Annotated in this window: 17 protein-coding genes; 9 read left to right on the top strand and 8 right to left on the bottom strand. The window is 69.5% G+C overall.

The features are described 5' to 3' along the window. The first annotated feature begins 7 nt into the window (after positions 1-7). From ROP_RS20665 to ROP_RS20645, 5 genes are read left to right on the top strand one after another with little or no spacing between them, the layout of a single operon-like run. The gene (locus ROP_RS20665; protein ID WP_012691354.1) at positions 8-814 is read left to right on the top strand and encodes an S-methyl-5'-thioadenosine phosphorylase; all 807 of its coding nucleotides are present in this window, start codon (positions 8-10) and stop codon (positions 812-814) included. Further along, entirely contained in the window at positions 811-1878 is a 1068-nt protein-coding gene (locus ROP_RS20660; RefSeq protein ID WP_012691353.1) for an NAD-dependent epimerase/dehydratase family protein, read from the top strand. Before ROP_RS20665 ends, ROP_RS20660 begins: the two co-directional genes overlap by 4 nt. Continuing rightward, positions 1871-2533 carry a glycosyltransferase family 2 protein gene (locus ROP_RS20655; RefSeq protein WP_012691352.1) on the top strand — a complete coding sequence of 221 codons (663 nt, stop codon included), beginning with the start codon at positions 1871-1873 and terminating at the stop codon, positions 2531-2533. Before ROP_RS20660 ends, ROP_RS20655 begins: the two co-directional genes overlap by 8 nt. Then, positions 2530-3204: a TIGR04282 family arsenosugar biosynthesis glycosyltransferase gene (locus tag ROP_RS20650; protein ID WP_012691351.1), complete on the top strand. Its 675-nt coding sequence runs from the start codon at positions 2530-2532 to the stop codon at positions 3202-3204. Before ROP_RS20655 ends, ROP_RS20650 begins: the two co-directional genes overlap by 4 nt. Before the next feature lie 46 nt (positions 3205-3250). Next, positions 3251-4420 carry an alpha/beta fold hydrolase gene (locus ROP_RS20645; protein ID WP_012691350.1) on the top strand — a complete coding sequence of 390 codons (1170 nt, stop codon included), beginning with the start codon at positions 3251-3253 and terminating at the stop codon, positions 4418-4420. Here the strand turns inward: ROP_RS20645 and ROP_RS20640 are convergent. Both ROP_RS20640 and ROP_RS20635 read right to left on the bottom strand, forming a co-directional pair. After that, positions 4389-5318: a phosphatase PAP2 family protein gene (locus ROP_RS20640; RefSeq protein WP_012691349.1), complete on the bottom strand. Its 930-nt coding sequence runs from the start codon at positions 5316-5318 to the stop codon at positions 4389-4391. The genes ROP_RS20645 and ROP_RS20640 overlap by 32 nt on opposite strands. 17 nt (positions 5319-5335) lie before the next feature. Further along, complete coding sequence (locus ROP_RS20635) at positions 5336-6121, bottom strand: crotonase/enoyl-CoA hydratase family protein (protein ID WP_012691348.1); 786 nt, start codon at positions 6119-6121, stop codon at positions 5336-5338. A gap of 90 nt (positions 6122-6211) precedes the next feature. Here ROP_RS20635 and ROP_RS20630 point away from each other — a divergent pair, with 90 nt between their 5' ends. Genes ROP_RS20630 through ROP_RS20620 form a run of 3 tightly spaced genes read left to right on the top strand, consistent with a single transcriptional unit; the run spans position 6212 to position 10356 of the window. Beyond that, positions 6212-6823 (top strand): TetR/AcrR family transcriptional regulator, encoded by a 612-nt coding sequence (locus tag ROP_RS20630; protein ID WP_012691347.1) that lies wholly within the window; start codon positions 6212-6214, stop codon positions 6821-6823. Beyond that, complete coding sequence (locus ROP_RS20625; RefSeq protein ID WP_012691346.1) at positions 6820-8505, top strand: acyl-CoA dehydrogenase family protein; 1686 nt, start codon at positions 6820-6822, stop codon at positions 8503-8505. Before ROP_RS20630 ends, ROP_RS20625 begins: the two co-directional genes overlap by 4 nt. 27 nt (positions 8506-8532) lie before the next feature. Beyond that, positions 8533-10356: a flavin-containing monooxygenase gene (locus ROP_RS20620; RefSeq protein ID WP_012691345.1), complete on the top strand. Its 1824-nt coding sequence runs from the start codon at positions 8533-8535 to the stop codon at positions 10354-10356. A 69-nt stretch (positions 10357-10425) separates the two neighbouring features. On the opposite strand, the gene ROP_RS20615 is transcribed toward ROP_RS20620, so the two are convergent. Then, entirely contained in the window at positions 10426-10860 is a 435-nt protein-coding gene (locus ROP_RS20615; protein WP_012691344.1) for an SRPBCC family protein, read from the bottom strand. 9 nt (positions 10861-10869) lie between these two features. Further along, a complete protein-coding gene (locus ROP_RS20610) occupies positions 10870-11169 on the bottom strand; it encodes a DUF4193 domain-containing protein (protein ID WP_005248611.1) in 300 nt (99 codons plus the stop codon). 466 nt (positions 11170-11635) lie between these two features. Here ROP_RS20610 and ROP_RS20605 point away from each other — a divergent pair, with 466 nt between their 5' ends. Then, positions 11636-12652 (top strand): iron-siderophore ABC transporter substrate-binding protein, encoded by a 1017-nt coding sequence (locus tag ROP_RS20605; protein WP_063721424.1) that lies wholly within the window; start codon positions 11636-11638, stop codon positions 12650-12652. Positions 12653-12660: 8 nt separating this feature from the next. Here ROP_RS20605 and ROP_RS20600 read toward each other — a convergent pair whose 3' ends face one another. From ROP_RS20600 to ROP_RS20585, 4 genes are all read right to left on the bottom strand, one after another. Beyond that, a complete protein-coding gene (locus ROP_RS20600) occupies positions 12661-15045 on the bottom strand; it encodes a glutamate--cysteine ligase (RefSeq protein ID WP_012691342.1) in 2385 nt (794 codons plus the stop codon). A 137-nt stretch (positions 15046-15182) separates the two neighbouring features. Continuing rightward, positions 15183-17153, bottom strand: a complete 1971-nt coding sequence (gene ggt, locus ROP_RS20595; protein WP_043825067.1) for a gamma-glutamyltransferase — start codon at positions 17151-17153, stop codon at positions 15183-15185. 37 nt (positions 17154-17190) lie between these two features. Then, positions 17191-18756, bottom strand: coding sequence for an FUSC family protein (locus ROP_RS20590; RefSeq protein ID WP_043826716.1), 1566 nt, complete (start codon positions 18754-18756; stop codon positions 17191-17193). Between the two features lie 125 nt (positions 18757-18881). Further along, complete coding sequence (locus tag ROP_RS20585; protein WP_012691339.1) at positions 18882-19319, bottom strand: DoxX family membrane protein; 438 nt, start codon at positions 19317-19319, stop codon at positions 18882-18884. Positions 19320-19401 lie beyond the last annotated feature (82 nt).

Genomic DNA, 19401 nt, shown 5'->3' with positions numbered 1-19401 from the left:
GGAACGTATGACCGCAACGAGCTCACCCGGCCCGGCCCGTGCAGACGTCGCCGTGATCGGAGGTAGCGGCTTCTACTCGTTCTTCGACGAGGGAGCCACGGAAGTCACGATCGACACCCCGTACGGCAGCCCCAGCGCCCCGATCACGGTCGGCGACGTGGAGGGCAGGACGGTGGCGTTTCTCCCCCGCCACGGCGCCCGGCACGAATTCGCACCCCACACCATCCCGTACCGCGCGAACCTGTGGGCGCTGCGCACGCTGGGCGTGCAGCGGGTGTTCGCACCCTGCGCCGCAGGCAGCCTCACCCCGGACCTCGGGACGGGCTCGATGGTCGTGCCGGACCAGTTGGTCGATCGCACCAGCGGCCGCACGCAGACGTACTTCGACGGCGGCGGCGTGCACGTCCAGTTCGCCGACCCGTACTGCGCCGACCTGCGCAAGGCCGCCGCCCGGCCGGGCACCGTCGAGGGCGGTGTGCTGGTGGTGGTCGAGGGACCGCGGTTCTCGACCCGGGCCGAGAGCCTGTGGTTCGCCCGGCAGGGCTGGACCCTCGTCAACATGACGGGTCACCCCGAGGCAGTGCTCGCCCGGGAGCTCGAGATGTGCTACGCCACTATCGCTTTGGTCACCGACCTCGATGCGGGAATCGAGGCCGGCGACGGGGTGCGTGCCGTGGACGTGTTCGCCGAGTTCCAGCGCAACCTCGGATCACTGAAGACGCTGGTCCGGTCCGCGATCGCCGCGGCCCCCGAGGGACCCTGCAACGCCTGCCGGGTCCACGAGGGGGTCACCCTGCCGATCGAGCTGCCATGACGACGTGCCGCGTACTGCTCACGGGCGCCGCCGGATTCATCGGCGGTCACGTCCGCACCGCGCTCACCGAGGCCGGCCACGACGTCGTCGCCGTCGACGCGCTGCTGCCGTCCGCGCACGGAGCCGGTGCCGAACTTCCGGACGGTGTGCGGCGCGCCGACGTCCGCGACCTGCCCGCCCTGACCGAATTGCTGAGGGGTGTGGACGTCGTGTGCCATCAGGCTGCGGTCGTCGGCGCCGGGGTGGATGTGAGCGACGCCCCGGCCTACGCCAGCCACAACGATCTCGGCACCGCGACGCTGCTCGCCGCGATGCACCGATCCGGTTGCCGCCGAATGGTACTCGCGTCATCGATGGTCGTGTACGGGGCGGGCCGGTATCGCAACGGGCGGGGCGAATTCGTGGAACCGGCCGCGCGGCGGGCCGAGGACCTGGCGGCGGGAATCTTCGACGAGACGGACCCCGGCACGGGTGAGCCCCTGGAGTGGGCACTCGTGGAGGAGAATTCGCCGCTGCGGCCCCGGAGTCTCTACGCCGCGGGCAAGGTGGCCCAGGAGAATTACGCCCTCGCCTGGGCGCTGGCCACCGGCGGCTCCGTGACGGCGCTGCGCTACCACAACGTGTACGGCGACCGGATGCCGCACAACACCCCGTATTCGGGGGTGGCGGCGATGTTCCGCTCCGCACTCGAGGCCGGCGAACCACCGCGCGTGTTCGAGGACGGCAGGCAAACGCGGGACTTCGTGCACGTTCACGACGTCGCGGCGGCAAACGTGGCCGCGGTCGAGGCCGCGCTGCCGGGATTCGCGGCTTTCAATGTGTGCTCGGGACAACCGATCACGATCGGCGAGGTGGCGGCGACGCTCGCCCGCTCCCACGGCGGACCCGAACCCGTCGTCACCGGCGAGTACCGGCCCGGCGACGTCCGGCACATCGTCGCCGATCCCCGGCGGGCGCGGGAGCGGCTCGGGTTCCGGGCGAAGATCCTGCCCGACGAGGGGATTGCGGCGTTCGCACACGCACCACTGAGGGACGCGGCGCCGGCGGGACCTCCCCGTGTCTGAGCGTGCGCCGATCACTGCGCGGGACGTCACCGTCGTCATCCCGTGCCTGAACGAGGCCGGATCCCTGCCCGGGGTGCTGGCCGCGGTGCCCCGCGGATACCGAACGGTGGTGGTGGACAACAACTCCACCGACGACACCGCCGCGGTCGCGGTCACCCACGGGGCGACGGTGGTGCGGGAGCCCGTCCCGGGATACGGTTCCGCCGTGCACGCCGGGGTGCTCGCGGCGCAGACCCCGGTGGTCTGCGTGCTGGACGGCGACGGCTCGATGGATCCCGGCGAACTCCCGGGATTGGTGGCGGCATTGAACTCCGGCGCCGACCTCGCCGTGGGGCGGCGACGGGGAACGTGGCCGCTGCACAGCAGGATCGGCAACGCCGTCCTCGCCGCCCGGCTCCGGCGCCGGTACGGGCTGCCGATCCACGACCTCGGCGCGATGCGGGCCGTCCGCAGGCAGGACCTCCTCGATCTGGGTGTCGACGACCGCAGGTCCGGCTACCCGCTGCAGCTTCTCGTGCTCGCGGGCCGCGCCCACTGGCGGGTCGTGGAGCAGGACGTCACGTATCGTCCTCGCACCGCCGGCACGTCGAAGGTGTCGGGTTCGCTGAAGGGCAGCGTCGTCGCCATCCACGACTTCTGGAAGGTGATCGGGTGACCCTCGACGTCGCCGTCCTCGTGGTCGCGAAGGCGCCGGTGCCCGGCTTCGCGAAGACCCGGCTCGCGCGGGACGTCGGCAACGCCCGGGCCGCCGGCCTCGCCGCCGCCTCCCTGCTGGACACACTCGACGCCGTCGCCGGCGCCGGGGTGGCGCACCGGGTGGTGGCGATGACCGGTGACCTCGGCCACGCGGTCCGGGGCAGCGACATCGCCGCGACGCTGGGCGGGTTCACGGTGGTGCCGCAACGGGGTGAGAATTTCGCGGAGCGACTGGTGAACGCCCATGCCGACACGTTCGGCCGTTTCCGGCTGCCGATTCTCCAAATCGGAATGGACACACCACAGGTGACGGCGGAGCTGCTCGCCGAATCCGCGGACCGGCTCACCGAGCGGCGGGGCCGATGCGCCCTCGGACTGGCCGAGGACGGCGGGTGGTGGATCCTCGGTGTGCCCGATGCGGTTTCGGCGCGGGCGATACTTCCGGTTCCCACGTCGAGCCCGGACACCGGGCGCCTCACCCGGGCGGCGCTGCTCGCGGCCGGCGCCGAGGTGCTGTCGCTGCCGACGCTCCGGGACGTCGATTACGCGTCAGACGTCGCCCCGGTCGCCGCGCTCTGCCCGGAGTCCAGCCACTTCCGCCGTGAGTACTTGTCAACGTCGGGCGGTTGACAAGTACTCACGGGCGCAGCATCACCCACGCGTACCCTCGGAGTAGATGTCGGAGAGAATGACACGCCATCCGTCCACCGTGGCCGACTGGAGCAACGACCGCCGCAAGGCGCGACTGCACGCGACACGGCTCGGTCACCGGTGGCAGAAATTCGGTCGCACCAGGCGCTTCCTCGCCGCCGTCGCGCTCGGGACCGTTCCCCTGCTTCTCGCCGGCGGCCAGTACTGGGTTCACGACGTCCAGCCCGAACGCCAGCGACTCGCACTGACCCAGCCGCAGATCTCCGAGGTGTACGACGCGCGGTCGCCGGCCGACCACGACACCGCCGTCGTCGACCTCGTCGGCCTCGGCAACAAGGACGCCGCCGACACGGCCAGGACACTGTCCTCGTACGACGGCATCGGGCGGGTCTGGGCGGTCCAGTACGACAACGGCGGCATCGACACCAAGGTGATCAGCGAACTGATCGCCGCCCGCGCAGCCGAGGAGGGGATCGACAACATCGTCCTGTCCGGGCACAGCATGGGCGGCGTCGTCGCGCTGGAGGTGGCACAGCACATCTACGAGGACACCGACGCCAACCTCATCGGCGTGGTGCTCGACTGCACCCCGGTGGACCTGCACGCCGTCCGGGCCGGGAGCCGGGACAGCGGCGAAGACATGCTGCGCTGGATCGGCTGGCTGCCCGGCGCGCGGGAGAGCCGGACGATGCGCGTGCTGGTGGAGACCGCGGCCCGGCAGAGCCGGTTCCTCGACACGAAGTCGGACTGGTATCCGCACGTCGACGTCGACGAATTCCGCGACGTCCTCGACGAGGTCCTCACCGAGAAGGTCCTGTCGGAGGACGTGGCGAGCAACGGGCTGATCGAGTCGCAGTTCAAGACCATCGTCGCGTCCGGTGCCATCGACAACCTGAAGTCGCTGGCGGTGGAGTCGGACGACAAGCCGCGACCGGGGATCGTCTTCGTGCGTCCCCGCGCAGGCTGGATGGATGCGGTGGTCGACGTCGACTACACGCAGAAGATCCTCGTCGAACAGTCCGGCGGCACCGATGGCACCCTGCTGGTGGCGAAGCTCGACGGAACCGGCCACGCGAACCCGAACCAGCAACCGGTCGCGTACAACGAGGCGATCGTCAAGCGCATCCTGCCGTTCCTCCGCACCACGCTCGACGAGGTGTCGGTCACCAGCGACGCCGCGGGCGGCCGGCGGTGAGATCTCGGCCGGGCGAGGTGGCCGTGCGGGACTCCCACGCCCGCGCCAGGAGGATCGCCAGTCCCAGATACGCCCAACCCGCCAGCACGTCCACGACGTAGTGCTCGCCGCCGTAGACCAGCACGAACGCCATCGCGACCGGGTACGCGACCAGCAGCGCACGCGACCACAGATTCTTCGCGAACGGCCACAACGCGACCGCCACCAACAGGGCGAACGCGGCGTGCAGCGACGGCAGCGCGGCGACCGGATTGCTCTGCGCCTCCAGCCACCGCGTGCTGACATCCGTGGGGACGACTCCGAATCCGAACCCCGCGACACGACCCACACTGTCGGAGATCACGTCACTCTCCGCGGCCAGCCACGGCGGGACCGAGGGCAGCAGAATGTACGTGACCAGGCCGAGATACGACAGCAGCAGCACCCGTCGCATGTACCCCGACCACACGTCGCGCGAACGCACGTAGAAGACGGCCGCGACCACCCACGGCACGATGAAATGGCTGGTGTAGACGATTCCCGTGAGCAGCGTCCACCACGGCAGCGCACCCGCCGACGGCAGCAGATGCTGCTGCAGCCAAACCGTCGGGATCGTGCCGCCGAAGAGCCAGCGCTCCACCGACACCAGTTCCGCCGCCCGCACCGGCATCCCGAGGTGGTGAGCGACACCCCGGCTCAGGTCGTAGACGACGAGAGCAACGATGAGCGGCAACCAGTCCCCCACGACACGCAGATGGTCCCGCCACGGCCGGTCGATCGTGAACGCGATCAGGCCCGCGACGATCCACGTCGCCTGGTAGATGCGGTCGGTGGGCAGCCCCAGCGTGAAGATCGTGACGGCCAGCGCGAGCAGGTACGCAACCCACACCGCGCGCCGAATGCCGCCGCCCGTGAGCATTTGTCAACCGCCCGCGGTTAACAAGTACTCACGGGGGCGGCATCACCGTGCCGGCCCGCGCCTGCTGCGAAGCGTGCGGCCCCCTCGACCGTCCCGTTGGCGAGAGAGATTGCACCGTGCCGGAATTCGTTCAGCAGTGCCTGATCCTCGGTGAGGCCGGACTGCTCGAGCAGCGACAGCCGGTCCTGCCGCAGGCACACCTGGGGCAGGCCGGCGATCTCGGCGGCCATTTGCCGGGCCGCGGTGAGGGCGTCGCCCGCCGCGACTTTCCGGTTGATCAGCCCGATGCTCAGGGCCTCGTCGGCGTCGACGGGCCGCCCGGTGAGGACGAGGTCCATCGCGCGACTCTCCCCGATCAGCCGCGGCAGGCGGACGGTTCCGCCGTCGATGAGCGGCACACCCCAGCGGCGGCAGAACACACCGAGGACGGCGTCCGCGCCGGCGACCCGCAGATCGGCCCACAGCGCGAGTTCGAGCCCGCCCGCCACCGCGTGCCCGTCGATCGCGGCGATCACCGGTTTCGACAACCGCATCCGGGAGATGCCCATCGGTGCGTCGCCGTCGGGCGCCACCCGATTCCCGGTCCCGGAACTGATTGCCTTGAGATCTGCTCCGGCGCAGAATGTTCCGCCCACACCGTGCAGCACGGCGACCGACGCGTCCTCGTCGGCGTCGAAGGCACGGAAGGCGTCGGCGAGCGCCTCGGCGGTGAGCCGGTCGACGGCGTTGCGGACTGCGGGCCGGTTCAGGCTGATCGTCGTGACCGGGCCGTCTTTCCGGACAAGTACCACGTCGGAAGTCATCGAGTGCGCCTTTCCTCGCTGGTGTGGCCGACGCTAGCACTCTCGACCAGTTCTTGACGGAAGAACGGAACCGGTGTTCACTTCTTTGTTATGGCCTACCGCCGCACCCCCGCGGTCCAGGAACGCCTGGACGCTCTCCGCACCACACTCATCGACTCCGCGATCGGGCTCATCGCCCGCCACGGCTACGCCGGATGCTCGATCTCCGCGGTCGCGGCCGAAGCGGGAGTCGGGACCGGCACCGTCTACCGGCACTTCTCGAACAAGGGCGAACTGTTCGCGGAGGTCTTCCGCATCGCCTGCAGCCGGGAGGTGAGCGCCGCCGTCGAATCCGGCAACGCCGCCCGGGCCGCCGAGGGCCGTTGCGTCGCAGCGGTATCCGCCTCCGTCGGCATGTTCGCCGAACGCGCCCTCCGAGCACCAGTCCTGGCGTACGCGCTGCTCGTCGAACCCGTCGACCCGCAGGTCGACACGGAACGCCTCCTGTTCCGCGAGTCGTTCCGGGACGCGCTCGCCGTCGCGATCGCCGGCGCCGTCGAGGCCGGGGAGATCCCGGACCAGGACGCGTCGGTCACCGCCGCCTGCATCGTTGGTGCCATCGGTGAAGCACTGATCCTGCCCCTCGCCCGCGGCGCCGCCGACGCCGCGATCATCCCCGCCCTGCTCACCTTCACCCTTCGATCCCTCGGGAGCCCGACATGAGTGCCACACACGAGGTCGTCAACCAGGTCCCACCTCTGATCAACTTCGACGCCGCCGACTACGCACCGATTCTCGAAGCGCTGCAACGCGAAGGCGCACACGACGCACTCGAGGAACTGCACGACGTCGGACGCCTCGCCGGAAGCGAGGAGGCGCAGCGCTGGGGCGACCTCGCCGAGGCGCACCCGCCCGTGCTGCGCACCCACGACCGCTACGGCAACCGCATCGACGAAGTCGAGTACGACCCCGCCTACCACCGGTTGATGACCACCGCCGTCGAGATGGGCCTGCACGGCGCACCGTGGGCCGACCCGCACCCGCACGCCCACCTGGTCCGGGCCGCGAAGATGGCCGTGTGGGGCCAGGTCGACGCCGGCCACGGCTGCCCGATCTCCATGACGTACGCCGTCGTCCCCGCCCTGCGACACAATCGTGCGCTGGCGGAGCAGTACGAACCGTTGCTCACCGCCCGGGTCTACGATCCGGCGCTGCACCCTCCGCTGACGAAGGCCGGCCTGATCGCCGGAATGTCGATGACGGAGAAGCAGGGCGGCTCCGACGTCCGCGCGGGCACCACCCGCGCCGTGCCGCAGGCGGACGGAAGCTACGTGCTCACCGGCCACAAGTGGTTCACGTCGGCGCCGATGTCCGACGTGTTCCTGGTGCTCGCCCAGGCACCCGGCGGACTGTCGTGCTTCTTCCTGCCCAGAGTGCTGCCGGACGGCACCCGCAACCGGATGCACCTGCAGCGCCTGAAGGACAAACTCGGCAACCACTCCAACGCCAGCAGCGAGGTCGAGTACGACGAGGCGGTGGCCTGGCTGGTCGGCGAGGAAGGCCGCGGTGTTCCGACGATCATCGAGATGGTCAACATGACCCGCCTCGACTGCACGATCGGCACGGCCACCGGCATGCGCGTCGGCACCGCGCAGGCCGCGCACCACGCCGTGCACCGCAGTGCGTTCGGCGCCCACCTGGTGGATCAGCCGCTGATGCGGAACGTGCTCGCCGACCTCGCCGTCGAATCGGAGGCCGCCACGACCGTCGCGCTGTGGCTGGCCGCGCTCACCGACCGGGCGACCGCGGGCGACGAGCACGCGAACACCCTCCGGCGCATCTCGCTGGCGGTCAGCAAGTATTTCGTGTGTAAGCGCGGACCGATCCACGCCGCCGAGGCCCTCGAATGCCTGGGCGGCAACGGGTACGTGGAGGAATCAAGGATGCCGCGGCTGTACCGGGAGGCGCCCCTGCTGTCGGTGTGGGAAGGCTCCGGCAACGTCGCCGCCCTGGACACCCTGCGCGCGATGGCCAAACAGCCGGAGACGCTTCAGGTGTTCTTCGACGAACTCGACGCGTCCGCGGGGGCCGACACGCGACTCGACGCCGCCGTCGCGCACCTGAAGTCCAGTTTCGGCGACGTCGACACGCTCGCGCACCGGGCCCGGCGCGTCGTCGGCGACATGGCGCTCGCGCTCCAGGGTTCACTGCTCGTCCGCCACGGGCACCCCGCGGTCGCCGACGCGTTCTGCGTCAGCCGGCTCGGCGGCGACTGGGGCAGCGTGTTCGGCACGCTGCCGACCGGTGTCGACACCGCCGCCATCATCGAGCGTGCCTTCGGCACACGGGGGGATTGCAACACGATGCAACGCTTGTTGCCGACCGCGGAGAGGAGTGTGCTGTGAGTCACAACGAGAACGAAGGAGAGGCTCATGACACAGACCGTCCAGCCGCCCACGGTGCAGACGTTTTCGACGCCTCAGGAGCGGGTCGACCTGTGGTTGGCGAATTTCGAAGCCGCGCTCGCCGCCCGCGACGTCGAGCGTGCCGCGGGCATGTTCGCTGTCGACAGTTTCTGGCGGGATCTGGTGGCGTTCACCTGGAACCTCAAGACGGTCGAGGGGCGCGACGCCGTCGCCGCGATGCTGCACGCACGCCTCGACGACACCGATCCGACGAACTTCCGCACCACCGAGACACCGGACGAGACGGACGGCGTCACGTCTGCGTGGATCGAATTCGAGACGGCGACGGGCCGGGGCAAGGGGCACCTGCGGCTGAAAGACGACGAGGCGTGGACGTTCCTCACCACCATGCAGGAACTGAAGGGTCACGAGGAGCGCCGGGGACGGAACCGGGTCAAGGGCGCGGTCCACGGCTCGGGCGGTGACACCCAGAGCTGGGCGGAGAAGCAGGAGATCGAGGAACGGGAACTCGGCTACACCCGGCAGCCGTACGTTCTCGTGATCGGCGGCGGCCAGGGCGGCATCGCGCTCGGTGCCCGGCTACGCCAACTCGGGGTGCCTGCCATCGTCGTCGACAAGAACGAACGCCCCGGCGACCAGTGGCGCAACCGGTACAAGTCGCTGTGCCTGCACGACCCGGTCTGGTACGACCACCTGCCGTACATGCCGTTCCCGGACAACTGGCCGGTGTTCGCGCCGAAGGACAAGATCGGCGACTGGCTCGAGATGTACACGAAGGTGATGGAGATTCCGTACTGGGCGTCCACCACCTGCACGTCTGCGACGTTCGACGAAGAGACGAAGGAGTGGACCGTCGTCCTCGACCGCGACGGCGAGGAGGTGGTGCTGCACCCGAAGCAGTTGGTGCTCGCCACCGGGATGTCGGGCAAACCGAACGTTCCGTCATTCCCCGGTCAGGACGTCTTCCGCGGCGAGCAGCACCATTCGAGCCGGCATCCCGGTCCGGACGCCTACGTGGGCAAGCGCGTCGTCGTCGTGGGAGCGAACAACTCCGCGCACGACATCTGCAAGGCACTCTTCGAGACGGGCGCCGACGTGACGATGCTGCAACGGTCGTCCACGCACATCGTGAAGTCCGATTCGCTGATGGACCTCGGCCTCGGCGACCTCTACTCGGAGCGTGCGCTCGCGGCGGGAATGACGACGGAGAAGGCCGACCTCACGTTCGCGTCGCTGCCGTACAAGATCATGCACGAGTTCCAGATCCCGATCTATCAGAAGATCGCCGCACGGGACAGAGACTTCTACGAACGACTCGAAAAGGCCGGTTTCAAGCTCGATTTCGGTGACGACGGGTCCGGCCTGTTCATGAAGTACCTGCGTCGCGGGTCCGGCTACTACATCGACGTCGGCGCGTCCGAACTCGTCGCGGACGGCAGCATCCACCTCGTGTCCGGGCAGGTCGACCACCTCAGCGAGGACGCCGTGGTCCTCACCGACGGCACCGAGTTGCCCGCCGACCTGGTCGTCTACGCCACCGGCTACGGCTCCATGAACGGCTGGGCCGCCGACCTCATGGGCCAGGAAGTGGCCGACAAGGTCGGAAAGTGCTGGGGTCTCGGCTCCGACACCACCAAGGACCCCGGGCCGTGGGAGGGCGAACAGCGCAACATGTGGAAGCCCACCCAGCAGGAAGCGCTCTGGTTCCACGGCGGCAACCTGCACCAGTCGCGGCACTACTCGCTGTACCTCGCCCTGCAACTCAAGGCGCGGCACGAGGAGATCCCGACACCGGTCTACGGGCTGCAGGAGGTGCATCACCTCAGCTGATCGGTCCCGACGCGCGTGGGCGCCCCGCATCGTGTGGGGCGCCCGCCAAACGCGTTGTGCGGCGGACTCCTACCTCGCTTCGAGGACCCCAGTCATCTGTTTGACGGTCTTGGCCGCGAGGATCTCGAACGCGAGGCGGGCGGCGGGGTCGGCGAGTCGCGCGAGTCCGGTGAATTCGAGGTGCGCGCGGTAGGTGATCGACGTGGAGGCGTCGTCCACCTTCTCGAACGACAGGTCGTCCGACGTGACCGCGGCTCCGTTGCGACCCTCGAAGACGACGTGATCGGGGTCGTCGCGGGTCATGCGGTAGGTGAGTTCGGTGGTGCGCCCGAAGAAGGACGACACGTTGTGCCATTCGGTGCCCACCGCCACCGGACCGGGGGTGGTCTGCTCGCACTTCTCGGTCCCGGGATCCCAGGCCGTGGTGTTCGCGAAGTCGCGCAGGTATGCGACGACTTCCCCGAGCGGTGCGGCGACGATGAACGTTCTGCTGACGTCGGCCACGCGGGCCTCCTATGCGCAGTCGCGGCAGATCAGCTGCCCGCCCTCTTCGGACGCGAGACGCGAACGATGATGGACCAGGAAGCAACTGCTGCAGGTGAATTCGTCGGCCCTCTTCGGGACGACGCGGACCGTGAGTTCCTCACCGGACAGGTCGGCGCCGGGCAGTTCGAAGGACTCCGCCGTGTCGGTCTCCTCGACGTCGACGACGGACGACTGCGAGTCGTTCCTCCGTGTCTTCAGTTCTTCGAGCGAGTCCGCGGCGAGTTCGTCGTCGACGGTAACCCGTGGTGCGTCGTAGTCGGTTGCCATGACTTCCTCCCTTTGGCTCATGTTCCCCGGGTCGTGAAATTCTTCACTTGCGGGGCACGGTTGCTAGACAACGCACCGTTCCCGCATTTTGTTCCCGGGCGGCGGCAGCTGTCCCGTGATTGCGGGATGCCCGTTCCGGGTACCACTCAATCAGCCGATCGGAAGGTGGTCTGTCGATGACGAGTGCACGCGACGAGCTCGGCAATCCCGTGCCCGATCCGGAGCCGGTGCCGCCGGCGCCGGGCCCCGCTCCCGTGCCGCCGACGCCGACTCCGCCGCACCCGTTTCCGCCCGAGCCGGGCCCGGAACCTGCACCTCCCGAGCCCGGACCGCAACCGGGGCCGCCGGAACCTCCGGGACCTCCGGGACCTCCGCAGCCTCCGATTCCGGATCCGACTCCCCCGTTTCCGCCGCAGATGCACGGCCGGGACCACTCCCTGTAGGTTAGCCTCACCTACAGGGAGGTATGTGGATGCGAACGCTCGACCGCCGCAAGTTCCTGACCGTGAGTGCCGGGGTCGGCCTGGCCGTCGTCACCGCAGCGTGTTCCTCGGGAACCGCAGCGGACACCGAAGGCGCCACCCGGACGGTGACGCACAAGAAGGGAACGACCGAAGTCCCGGACAACCCCCAGCGGATCGTCACCGTCGGCTACTCCGACCAGGACATTCTCCTCGCGTTCGGACGCACGCCGGTCGGCGTCACCGACTGGTACGGCGACTACCCGGACGCCACCTGGCCGTGGGCCCAGGACGCGCTCGGCGGGGCGCACCCCGAAGTCTTCAACCGCGGTCAGTTCACCGGTAAGGCGAACTTCGCGTACGAGGAGATCGCGAAGCTCGGCCCCGACCTGATCCTCGCGTTATACATCGACGTCGACGACGACGCATATCAACGGCTCTCGGCGATCGCCCCCACCGTCACGACGTCGCCGGACTACCCCGATTTCGGCATGCCGTGGCAGGACGCCGTCCGGATCGTCGGCACCACCCTCGGCGAGGACGAGAAGGCGAACCAACTCGTCGCCGGTGTGGACGACCTGGTGGCGCAGCAACGCGCCGCCCACCCCGAATTCGAGGGCAAGACGGTCGCGGTCGCCGAACTGGGCGACGCCGGATCGTTCTACGTCCGGTCCCCGAACGACCCGCGCTCACGCCTGATGACGTCGCTCGGGTTCGTCGTCCCGGAGCAGATCGCGCAACTCGCAGGCGATCAGGACGCGTTCACCATCAGCAAGGAACAGTTCGACATCGTCGACGTCGACGTCCTCGTCTGGAACGTGGGCAGCAGTCCCGGCGCCGAAGCGAAGATCACCGCCGACCCCGTCTATCAGTCGCTACCGGTGGCGAAGGCGGGGCGGGCAGTGTTCGTCGACGACCCCACCGCCTCCGGCGCGCTCACCTGGGGCACCGTCCTCAGCCTCCCGTACGCCGTCGAGGCGCTCGTGCCGAAACTGGCGGAGGCCGCCGCCAAACCGGCCTGACGCCGCGCTCACCCGGACTGGTCTTCGAGCCGGGTGAGCGCCACCAGCGTTCGGACCCCGTGAATCATGGCGCGTTCGTCGAGGTCGAAACCCGGCTGGTGCAGCTCCTGCCGGGTGCCGGTCCCGTCCCACACTCCGAGCCTGGCCATCGCGCCCGGAACCTTCTCCAGATACCACGCGAAATCCTCGCCGCCGCTGGACTGATGTGCCTCGGCCAGGTGGTCGAAGCCGACGACCGATTCGATCGCCTCCCGGAGGTCGGCGGTGCAGTCGGGATCGTTGACGACGGGCGGGACGCCCTGCAGATAGGAGAGCTCGTACCGCACGTTGTACGGCGCGAGCAGGTGACCGATCGTGTCCGTGACCAGCGGTTCGAGCGACGCCCACGTCTCATGGGACGCGCTGCGCAGGGTGCCCACCAGTTCACCCGACTCGGGAACGGAGTTCGCGACCTGCCCGGCGGCCACCTTCCCCCAGGTGAGGACGGTCGCGGTGCGGGCGTCGATCCGGCGGTCGAGCACGGACGACAGACCGGTCACCAGGACGGCCGCGGCGTGGATCAGATCGCCGGTCAGATGGGGTCGAGCGGTATGTCCCCCCGCCGACCACAACCGCACCGTGACGGAGTCGTTGGACGAGGTGATCGGCCCGGTCCGGGTGGCCAGTTTGCCGACCTCGAGATTCGGGTCGCAGTGCAGTGCAAAGATTTTCGACACCCCGTCGAGTGCGCCCGCGGCGATCGTGTCGACCGAGCCGCCAGGGGTCGTCTCCTCCCCGGGCTGGAAGACGAGGCGGACCCGGGACGGCGGCGGGTATTTCGTCAGGACGGATGCCGTCCCCATCAACATGGTGGTGTGGGCGTCGTGACCGCACGCGTGTGACACTCCGGGCACCCTCGACTCGAACGGGAGGCCGGTCGTCTCGGCGATCGGCAGCGCGTCGAGGTCGGCGCGCAGCGCAATGCACTCGCCCGTGTCGGGACCGACGTCGCACCACAGGCCGGTGCCGCCGGGCAACACGACGGGTTCGAGCCCCAGACCGACGAGGTGGGCGCGCACGACGCCGGTGGTCCGGCGTTCCTCGAACGACAACTCCGGATGCGCGTGCAGATCCCGGCGCCACTCGATCAGCTTCTTCTCGTCGAGCTCCGTCGACTCCGTCCACGTCATGTCGGCGGTATCGCCGCGGTCCCAGAACCTCGCGCTCCAATATCTCCGGGTCCGGCCCGCACCGGTCGACTTCGGGCCGAGCTCGCGCGGCGCGGGTGGCGCCTCCACTTCGGGAAGGTGCTCGGAGCGGCCCGCCGTCTCCGCGAGCAGCAGATCGACCACGTCGGTGAGCCTGCCACGGCGACCGAGCGCCCGACGTTGCCGGGCGGCGGAGCTGCCGTGGGCGGTGGCCTCGGCGGACAGCTCCACCACTGTGTCCCAGTCCCCGGTGTCCTCGAGCTGAGGCCGCAGCGAATTCACGAAGTCGCCGACGAGGTCCGCCGCAGGGCGTGCCTGCGGAACCGTCACGTCGACGAGGTCCTCCTCCAACCCCGACCGCGCCGCCCGCCACAGTGCCGCCCTGGTCAAGGTCGGAACGACCTCGACGCCCTTCGTCCCGGCGCGCAATCCCTGCACCTCGCGTTCCACGAGCGCACGGAACAGGGCGGTGACGAGCATGACTGTGTCCAGTCGCGGGCAGCTGTCGCACACCCGCAACTCCAGGGTCGGAAGTTTCACCGACGGCCGGACGTCGAAGTACGCCATACCGGGGTCACTGATCACCCCGCTGGCGACCAGGTCGTCGATCAGCGTGCCGTATTCGGCGGCCGAGGAGACGGGCGCGGCCGGACCGGTGCTCGGCCAGCGCAACCACAGAAGCGTCCGTGCGCTGGCATAGCCGGTGTCCGCACCGTCGGACCGGAACGGGGAACTCGCGCTGAGCGCCAGGAGGACGGGCATGTGCGGAGCGACGCGGTGCGCGACCTGCACGGCCTCGTCGCGGTCGGGCAGGTCGACGTGAACCTGTGTGCCGCAGATCAGCTGCTCGCGGGCGAGCACCTGATAGTCCGCGAGCATGCGACGGTAGCGCTGCGTTCCCGTCACGTGCATCTCGGCGGGCAGCGCCAGCGGCATCGAGCCCGCGGCCGCCACGCCGATGCCAAGCCCCTCGGCCGCGTCGATCAGCACTCTCCGATGCCGCTCCAGGTCGTTCCGTAGGCCGTCGAGGTCGGCGTACACACCACTGTTGACCTCGACGACGCACTGCTGGAGTTCGTCGACGAACACCCCGTCGGGAAGTCGTGCCAGCAACTCCGGCGCGCGGGTGGTCAGGCGCCGGGTCTTGCGATCGATGAGGTGGAATTCCTCCTCGACCCCCACTTTCCGTGGGTCGCTGACGAGCACGATGTGCCTCTATTTCCCTGTGGCGCCCTCGGTGTGGTCAGAACCCACGCAGCCGTGGTCCGGAGGATTGTTCACTCCATTTTTCGCCATGGTCGATGGGTTCCCCGTGCATCGGGGTTCGAACCATCGGAGGCCGGCTAACCCGTGCCGTCACCCATCACCGCGCCCTCGCGCCGGGGATCCGCGCCGCCGACCCACCCCGAATCCTGGCGCTGCAGCGCGCTGAGCCCGCTGGACTGCGGTGCGACCGACACCTGGTGACCCATCGCCCGCAGCTGCACGATCAACGGGTCGGCGGCGCCGTCGTCGACTGCGTTTATGTTCGGATGCTCTCCGCCGACGCCGGTGACCGGGGTGTTGGCCGCCCCGAAGTCGACCGCCGACACGGCCTGCTGCGGGTTCAGGCCCCAATCCAGCATTCCCACGAGCGTTTTCACGACGAACTGGATGATCACCGACCCGCCCGGCGACCCGGTCGCGAACTGGACGTCGCCGCGTGCGCCGTCGCTGCCGCGGTCGAAGACGAGCGTCGGTGCCATCGAACTCCGCGGCCGTTTACCCGGTTCGACGCGGTTGGCCAGCGGTGCGCCGTCGGGGCCGACCGGCTGGGCCGAGAAGTCGGTGAGCTGATTGTTGAGCACGAAGCCGTCCGTCATGTGGAACGAGCCGAACGCCGATTCCACCGTCGTCGTCATCGACGCCACGTTGCCGTACTTGTCGGCGATCGAGATGTGGCTGGTGCCGTGTTCCTTGTCCTGTGGCTGCACGCCGAGCGGGACGGGCCCGAAGTTGCCGGGTTGCGCGGTGCCCATGCTCCTGCCCGGGTCGATGAGGCCGGCCCGCTGCTTCAGGTAGTCCTCGTTCAGCAGAGTGTCGAGGGAATTGCCGGGCAGCGGAACGAAATCGGAATCCGCGACGTACTTGTCCCGGTCCGCGTACGCCAGCCGCTCGGCCTCGGAGATGAGGTGCACGGCCTCCGCCGTCGGCTTGCCGCCGTTGTCGTCGAGGTTCGTCGGACCGTACTGCGACAGGTCGAAGTTCTCCAGGATGCCCAGCGTCGCCGCGACCGCCGTGCCACCGGACGACGGGTTCGGCATGCCGCAGATCTCGTGGTCCCGGTACGGCGTGCACAGCGGTGTCCGCTTCTTCGCCTGGTAGTTGGCGAGATCCTCGAGAGTCATCTCGCCGGGGGTACGGCCGCCGGACGCCGTCGCCGTCGCGTCGACGATGCCCTGGGCGATCGCCCCGGTGTAGAAGGCGTCGGCGCCGCCCGCGGCGATCGCTCCGAGCGTCTTGGCCATGGCCGGGTTCGTCAGCTTCGTCCCGGCCGGCTTCGGGCTGCCGTCGGGGTTGAGAAAGTACGCCTTCGACGCCTCGTCGACGGCCAGGTCGGGCGCGGACTCGGCGATCTGCCCGGCCATCCGCGGGCTGATCTCGAGCCCCTGGTCGGCGAGGGAGATGGCCGGGTCGAACAGTTCCCGCCACCCGTCCCGCCCGTGGTCGTTGTGCGCCATCTCGAGCATCCGCAGCACCCCGGGCACGCCGATGGACCGCCCGCTCGCGCGGGCGTCGGGCTTGGGCTCGGTGCGGTCGGTGTCGCTGATCCAGCGGAGATAGTTCTCCGTCGCGGCCATCGGCGCGACCTCCCGCCCGTCGTACGCCTCGACACTGTTCTGTCCGGCGTCGTAATAGAGCAGGAACGCGCCGCCGCCGATTCCGGAAGACTGCGGTTCGACGAGACCGAGAACCGTCTGGGCCACGATCAGCGCGTCGGCGGCCGTGCCGCCGTCCCGCAGCACCTCGCACGCGGCCTGCGTCGACACGGGATTGGCGGTGGAGACCGCATACGACGCGGTGGACACGGGCGTCATCCCGGACCGGTACACGGTGGCGATCTCGGGGTTGGTCGCGAGGTTCTGGGTGGTCGGCGCCGGGCCCGGGGGCGACGGCGCCTTGGAGACCGGGGTGCCATTGGGAACGTCCGCGCACGTGGCCGCCGGATCGCTCTGCGGTTCCTCCTCCGACGAGCACGCGGCCAGTACCCCGACGCAGAGAGCCGCGGCCAACGAGGCCCGAAATACTGTTCCGATTCCCGTCACAGGACCCATCAACGAACCCTAACAGCGACAATCCGGCGACGACCGGCTAAACGCGAGGTCCGAAGTGCCGGGTGAGGATTCGGTACCCGAGCTCGTGCAGATGGTGGTGCTCGGGCCACCGGTCGCGGGTCCACGCCGGGTCGGTGTGGGCGGCGGTGATCGCCGCGGTCGTGGATGCGTGCAGATCGAATTCGAGGTCCCGGCGGAGTTCGGCGACGACATTCGGGTCCCGGGCGTCGCCGAGCCGCCCGATCGTCCCGGCCACCTGCTCGTCCGCATCGCTCAGGATCCGCCGGTACGAACCCGGAAGCACCGTCCACAGCACCACCAGCGCCACCGCGACACCGATAACGGTCTCGAGGAGCCGGTCGCGGGAAACGGCCGCCAGGTCCACGTGCGTGCCGCGGCTGCCGAGAACCAGGGCGAGCGGGGTGATGAACACCATCGCCAGCCCGTAATTGCGGACCAGGAACGCCTCGATCCCCGCCATCAGGAGCGCCACGACGAGGACCAGCACCGCCGCCGGCAGATCGAGCGACGACAGCAGCGCGAGCACCACAAGTCCGAGCACCGTCCCGAAGAACCGGTGCAGCCCGCGGTACGTCCCCAGCACCCGGTCCGGTCCCTGGTGCAGGATCATCGCCGCGGTGATCACCGCCCAGTCGGGCCTGCCGACGCCGAACCCCAGCGCCAGGAGACCGGCCGCCGGGCACGCGACCAGCAGTCGCGCGACGATCGTCCAGGACCGTCCGCGCAGATGCGACGCCCGGCCGAGGCGGTAGCGGATCGACGGCCGCGGCAGCGGGACCTGCGGCCGCAGATCGTCGACGTCCGAGGCGTGGTCCGCGTCGACACCGTCCACCGTCGCCGCACACCGCAGGTGCGCCGCCCGCAGCGTGCGGGTCAGCGGGTGATCACGGCCGACGAGGGCGGCATCGTGGAGGCATTGCCAGGCGGCGTGCAGCGACCGCACCGCGTCCCGGCGGGACGTCGGCTTCGAAGTATCCGAGAGTGCGGCGTCGACCGCGGCGACCGCGGTCGCGACCGCGGCGCGCTCAGGGGTCCGGGGACGGAAAATCAGTCCCGACATCGACACGAGCAACGCCGACACCGCCCCGGCCGTCGCCCACGCCGTCACCTCCGCCACGGACACACCGAGCGCGGGCAGCGCGGACGCGATCTCCACGGTGAGCAGCGGAAGGAACGCGCCCGGCGCGCCCAGCCGCAGTCCGTCGACTACGAACGCGCAGACGGCGACGACGACGGTCATCGCGAGAACGAGCGCCATTCCCCATAGCGCGGACCCACCCGACGCCGTCGCATCGTGCACGAATGCGCCGACCGCGGCGCCCACCCCGGCCAGGAGCACCATCACGGCGGCGGCGATCGACACCACCCGCCACCGCACCCGGTACGCCCTGCCCTCGCCGTAGACGACGGCGAACGCTCCCAGAGTGGCGGTCGCGGCGACCGCCGAATGTCCGAGCGCGACCCCCGCCAGCGCGGGCAGGCCCACGGCCACGCCGGCGCGGACCACGCCCGGCCAGCGCCGACCCAGCTTGGGCACCCCCAGAAGCAACGACCGTGCCGGGGCCGGCGCAGGGATCGGCACACCGTGATCCCGCGATCCGGTTCCCTGATCCTGCGCACCCACCGACACGACCACTCACCCTACGAGCGGTCGCGTCACTCGAAACAGTCGATGAGGTGCATCTCACGTGCGGCGGGCGGCTCCGATCAGGTGTGCGGGCGGTGGAGTGGGCGCCCGTACTCGGCGGCGAGCAGGCCGAGGGCGACGGCACCGGCGAGCAACCCGAAGTCGCGCAGTGCGACGTCGTAGTAGCCGGACAGTGTGAGCAGATTGACGATGATCCCGGCCAGCCAGGCGGCGACGACCCAGGCGCCGATCCGCGGTGCCACGGCGACGAGGATTCCGGCGATCACTTCGATCACGCCGACGACATACATGCCCTGCTGCGCGGTCCCCGGCAGGAGGTCGTCGATCCAGGGCGCCAGGTAGTCGGGCCAGTCGGTGAGCCAGTTCGTGAACTTGTCGAGCCCGAACAGGACCGGCGCCACCGTGAATACCGTGCGCAGCAGAAGGAAGGCCTGGTAGCCGGGGTCGGACAGGGTGTGCGAACCGTGGCTGACCTGGTGGGGTGTGTTGGTAGCCATGAGAACTCCTTCTAAAAACGAGACTCTTTGACTATAGAATTCGCGGTTAGATTTAGTCAACGATTCTCGGTTTTACAATGGG

The organism is Rhodococcus opacus B4 (genome assembly GCF_000010805.1).
In the GTDB taxonomy this organism is placed as follows: domain Bacteria; phylum Actinomycetota; class Actinomycetes; order Mycobacteriales; family Mycobacteriaceae; genus Rhodococcus_F; species Rhodococcus_F opacus_C.
Note: the sequence above shows the minus strand (reverse complement) of the source record. Positions and strands in the feature narration are given on the sequence as shown.

Coding starts and splice junctions, on each gene's coding strand:
- ROP_RS20625 (WP_012691346.1), top strand. CDS start 6,820: ATGAGTGCCACACACGAGGTCGTCAACCAGGTCCCACCTCTGATCAAC.
- ROP_RS20630 (WP_012691347.1), top strand. CDS start 6,212: ATGGCCTACCGCCGCACCCCCGCGGTCCAGGAACGCCTGGACGCTCTC.
- ROP_RS20605 (WP_063721424.1), top strand. CDS start 11,636: ATGTGGATGCGAACGCTCGACCGCCGCAAGTTCCTGACCGTGAGTGCC.
- ROP_RS20665 (WP_012691354.1), top strand. CDS start 8: ATGACCGCAACGAGCTCACCCGGCCCGGCCCGTGCAGACGTCGCCGTG.
- ROP_RS20620 (WP_012691345.1), top strand. CDS start 8,533: ATGACACAGACCGTCCAGCCGCCCACGGTGCAGACGTTTTCGACGCCT.
- ROP_RS20640 (WP_012691349.1), bottom strand. CDS start 5,318: ATGCTCACGGGCGGCGGCATTCGGCGCGCGGTGTGGGTTGCGTACCTG.
- ggt (WP_043825067.1), bottom strand. CDS start 17,153: ATGGGTCCTGTGACGGGAATCGGAACAGTATTTCGGGCCTCGTTGGCC.
- ROP_RS20645 (WP_012691350.1), top strand. CDS start 3,251: ATGTCGGAGAGAATGACACGCCATCCGTCCACCGTGGCCGACTGGAGC.
- ROP_RS20610 (WP_005248611.1), bottom strand. CDS start 11,169: ATGGCAACCGACTACGACGCACCACGGGTTACCGTCGACGACGAACTC.
- ROP_RS20585 (WP_012691339.1), bottom strand. CDS start 19,319: ATGGCTACCAACACACCCCACCAGGTCAGCCACGGTTCGCACACCCTG.
- ROP_RS20660 (WP_012691353.1), top strand. CDS start 811: ATGACGACGTGCCGCGTACTGCTCACGGGCGCCGCCGGATTCATCGGC.
- ROP_RS20635 (WP_012691348.1), bottom strand. CDS start 6,121: ATGACTTCCGACGTGGTACTTGTCCGGAAAGACGGCCCGGTCACGACG.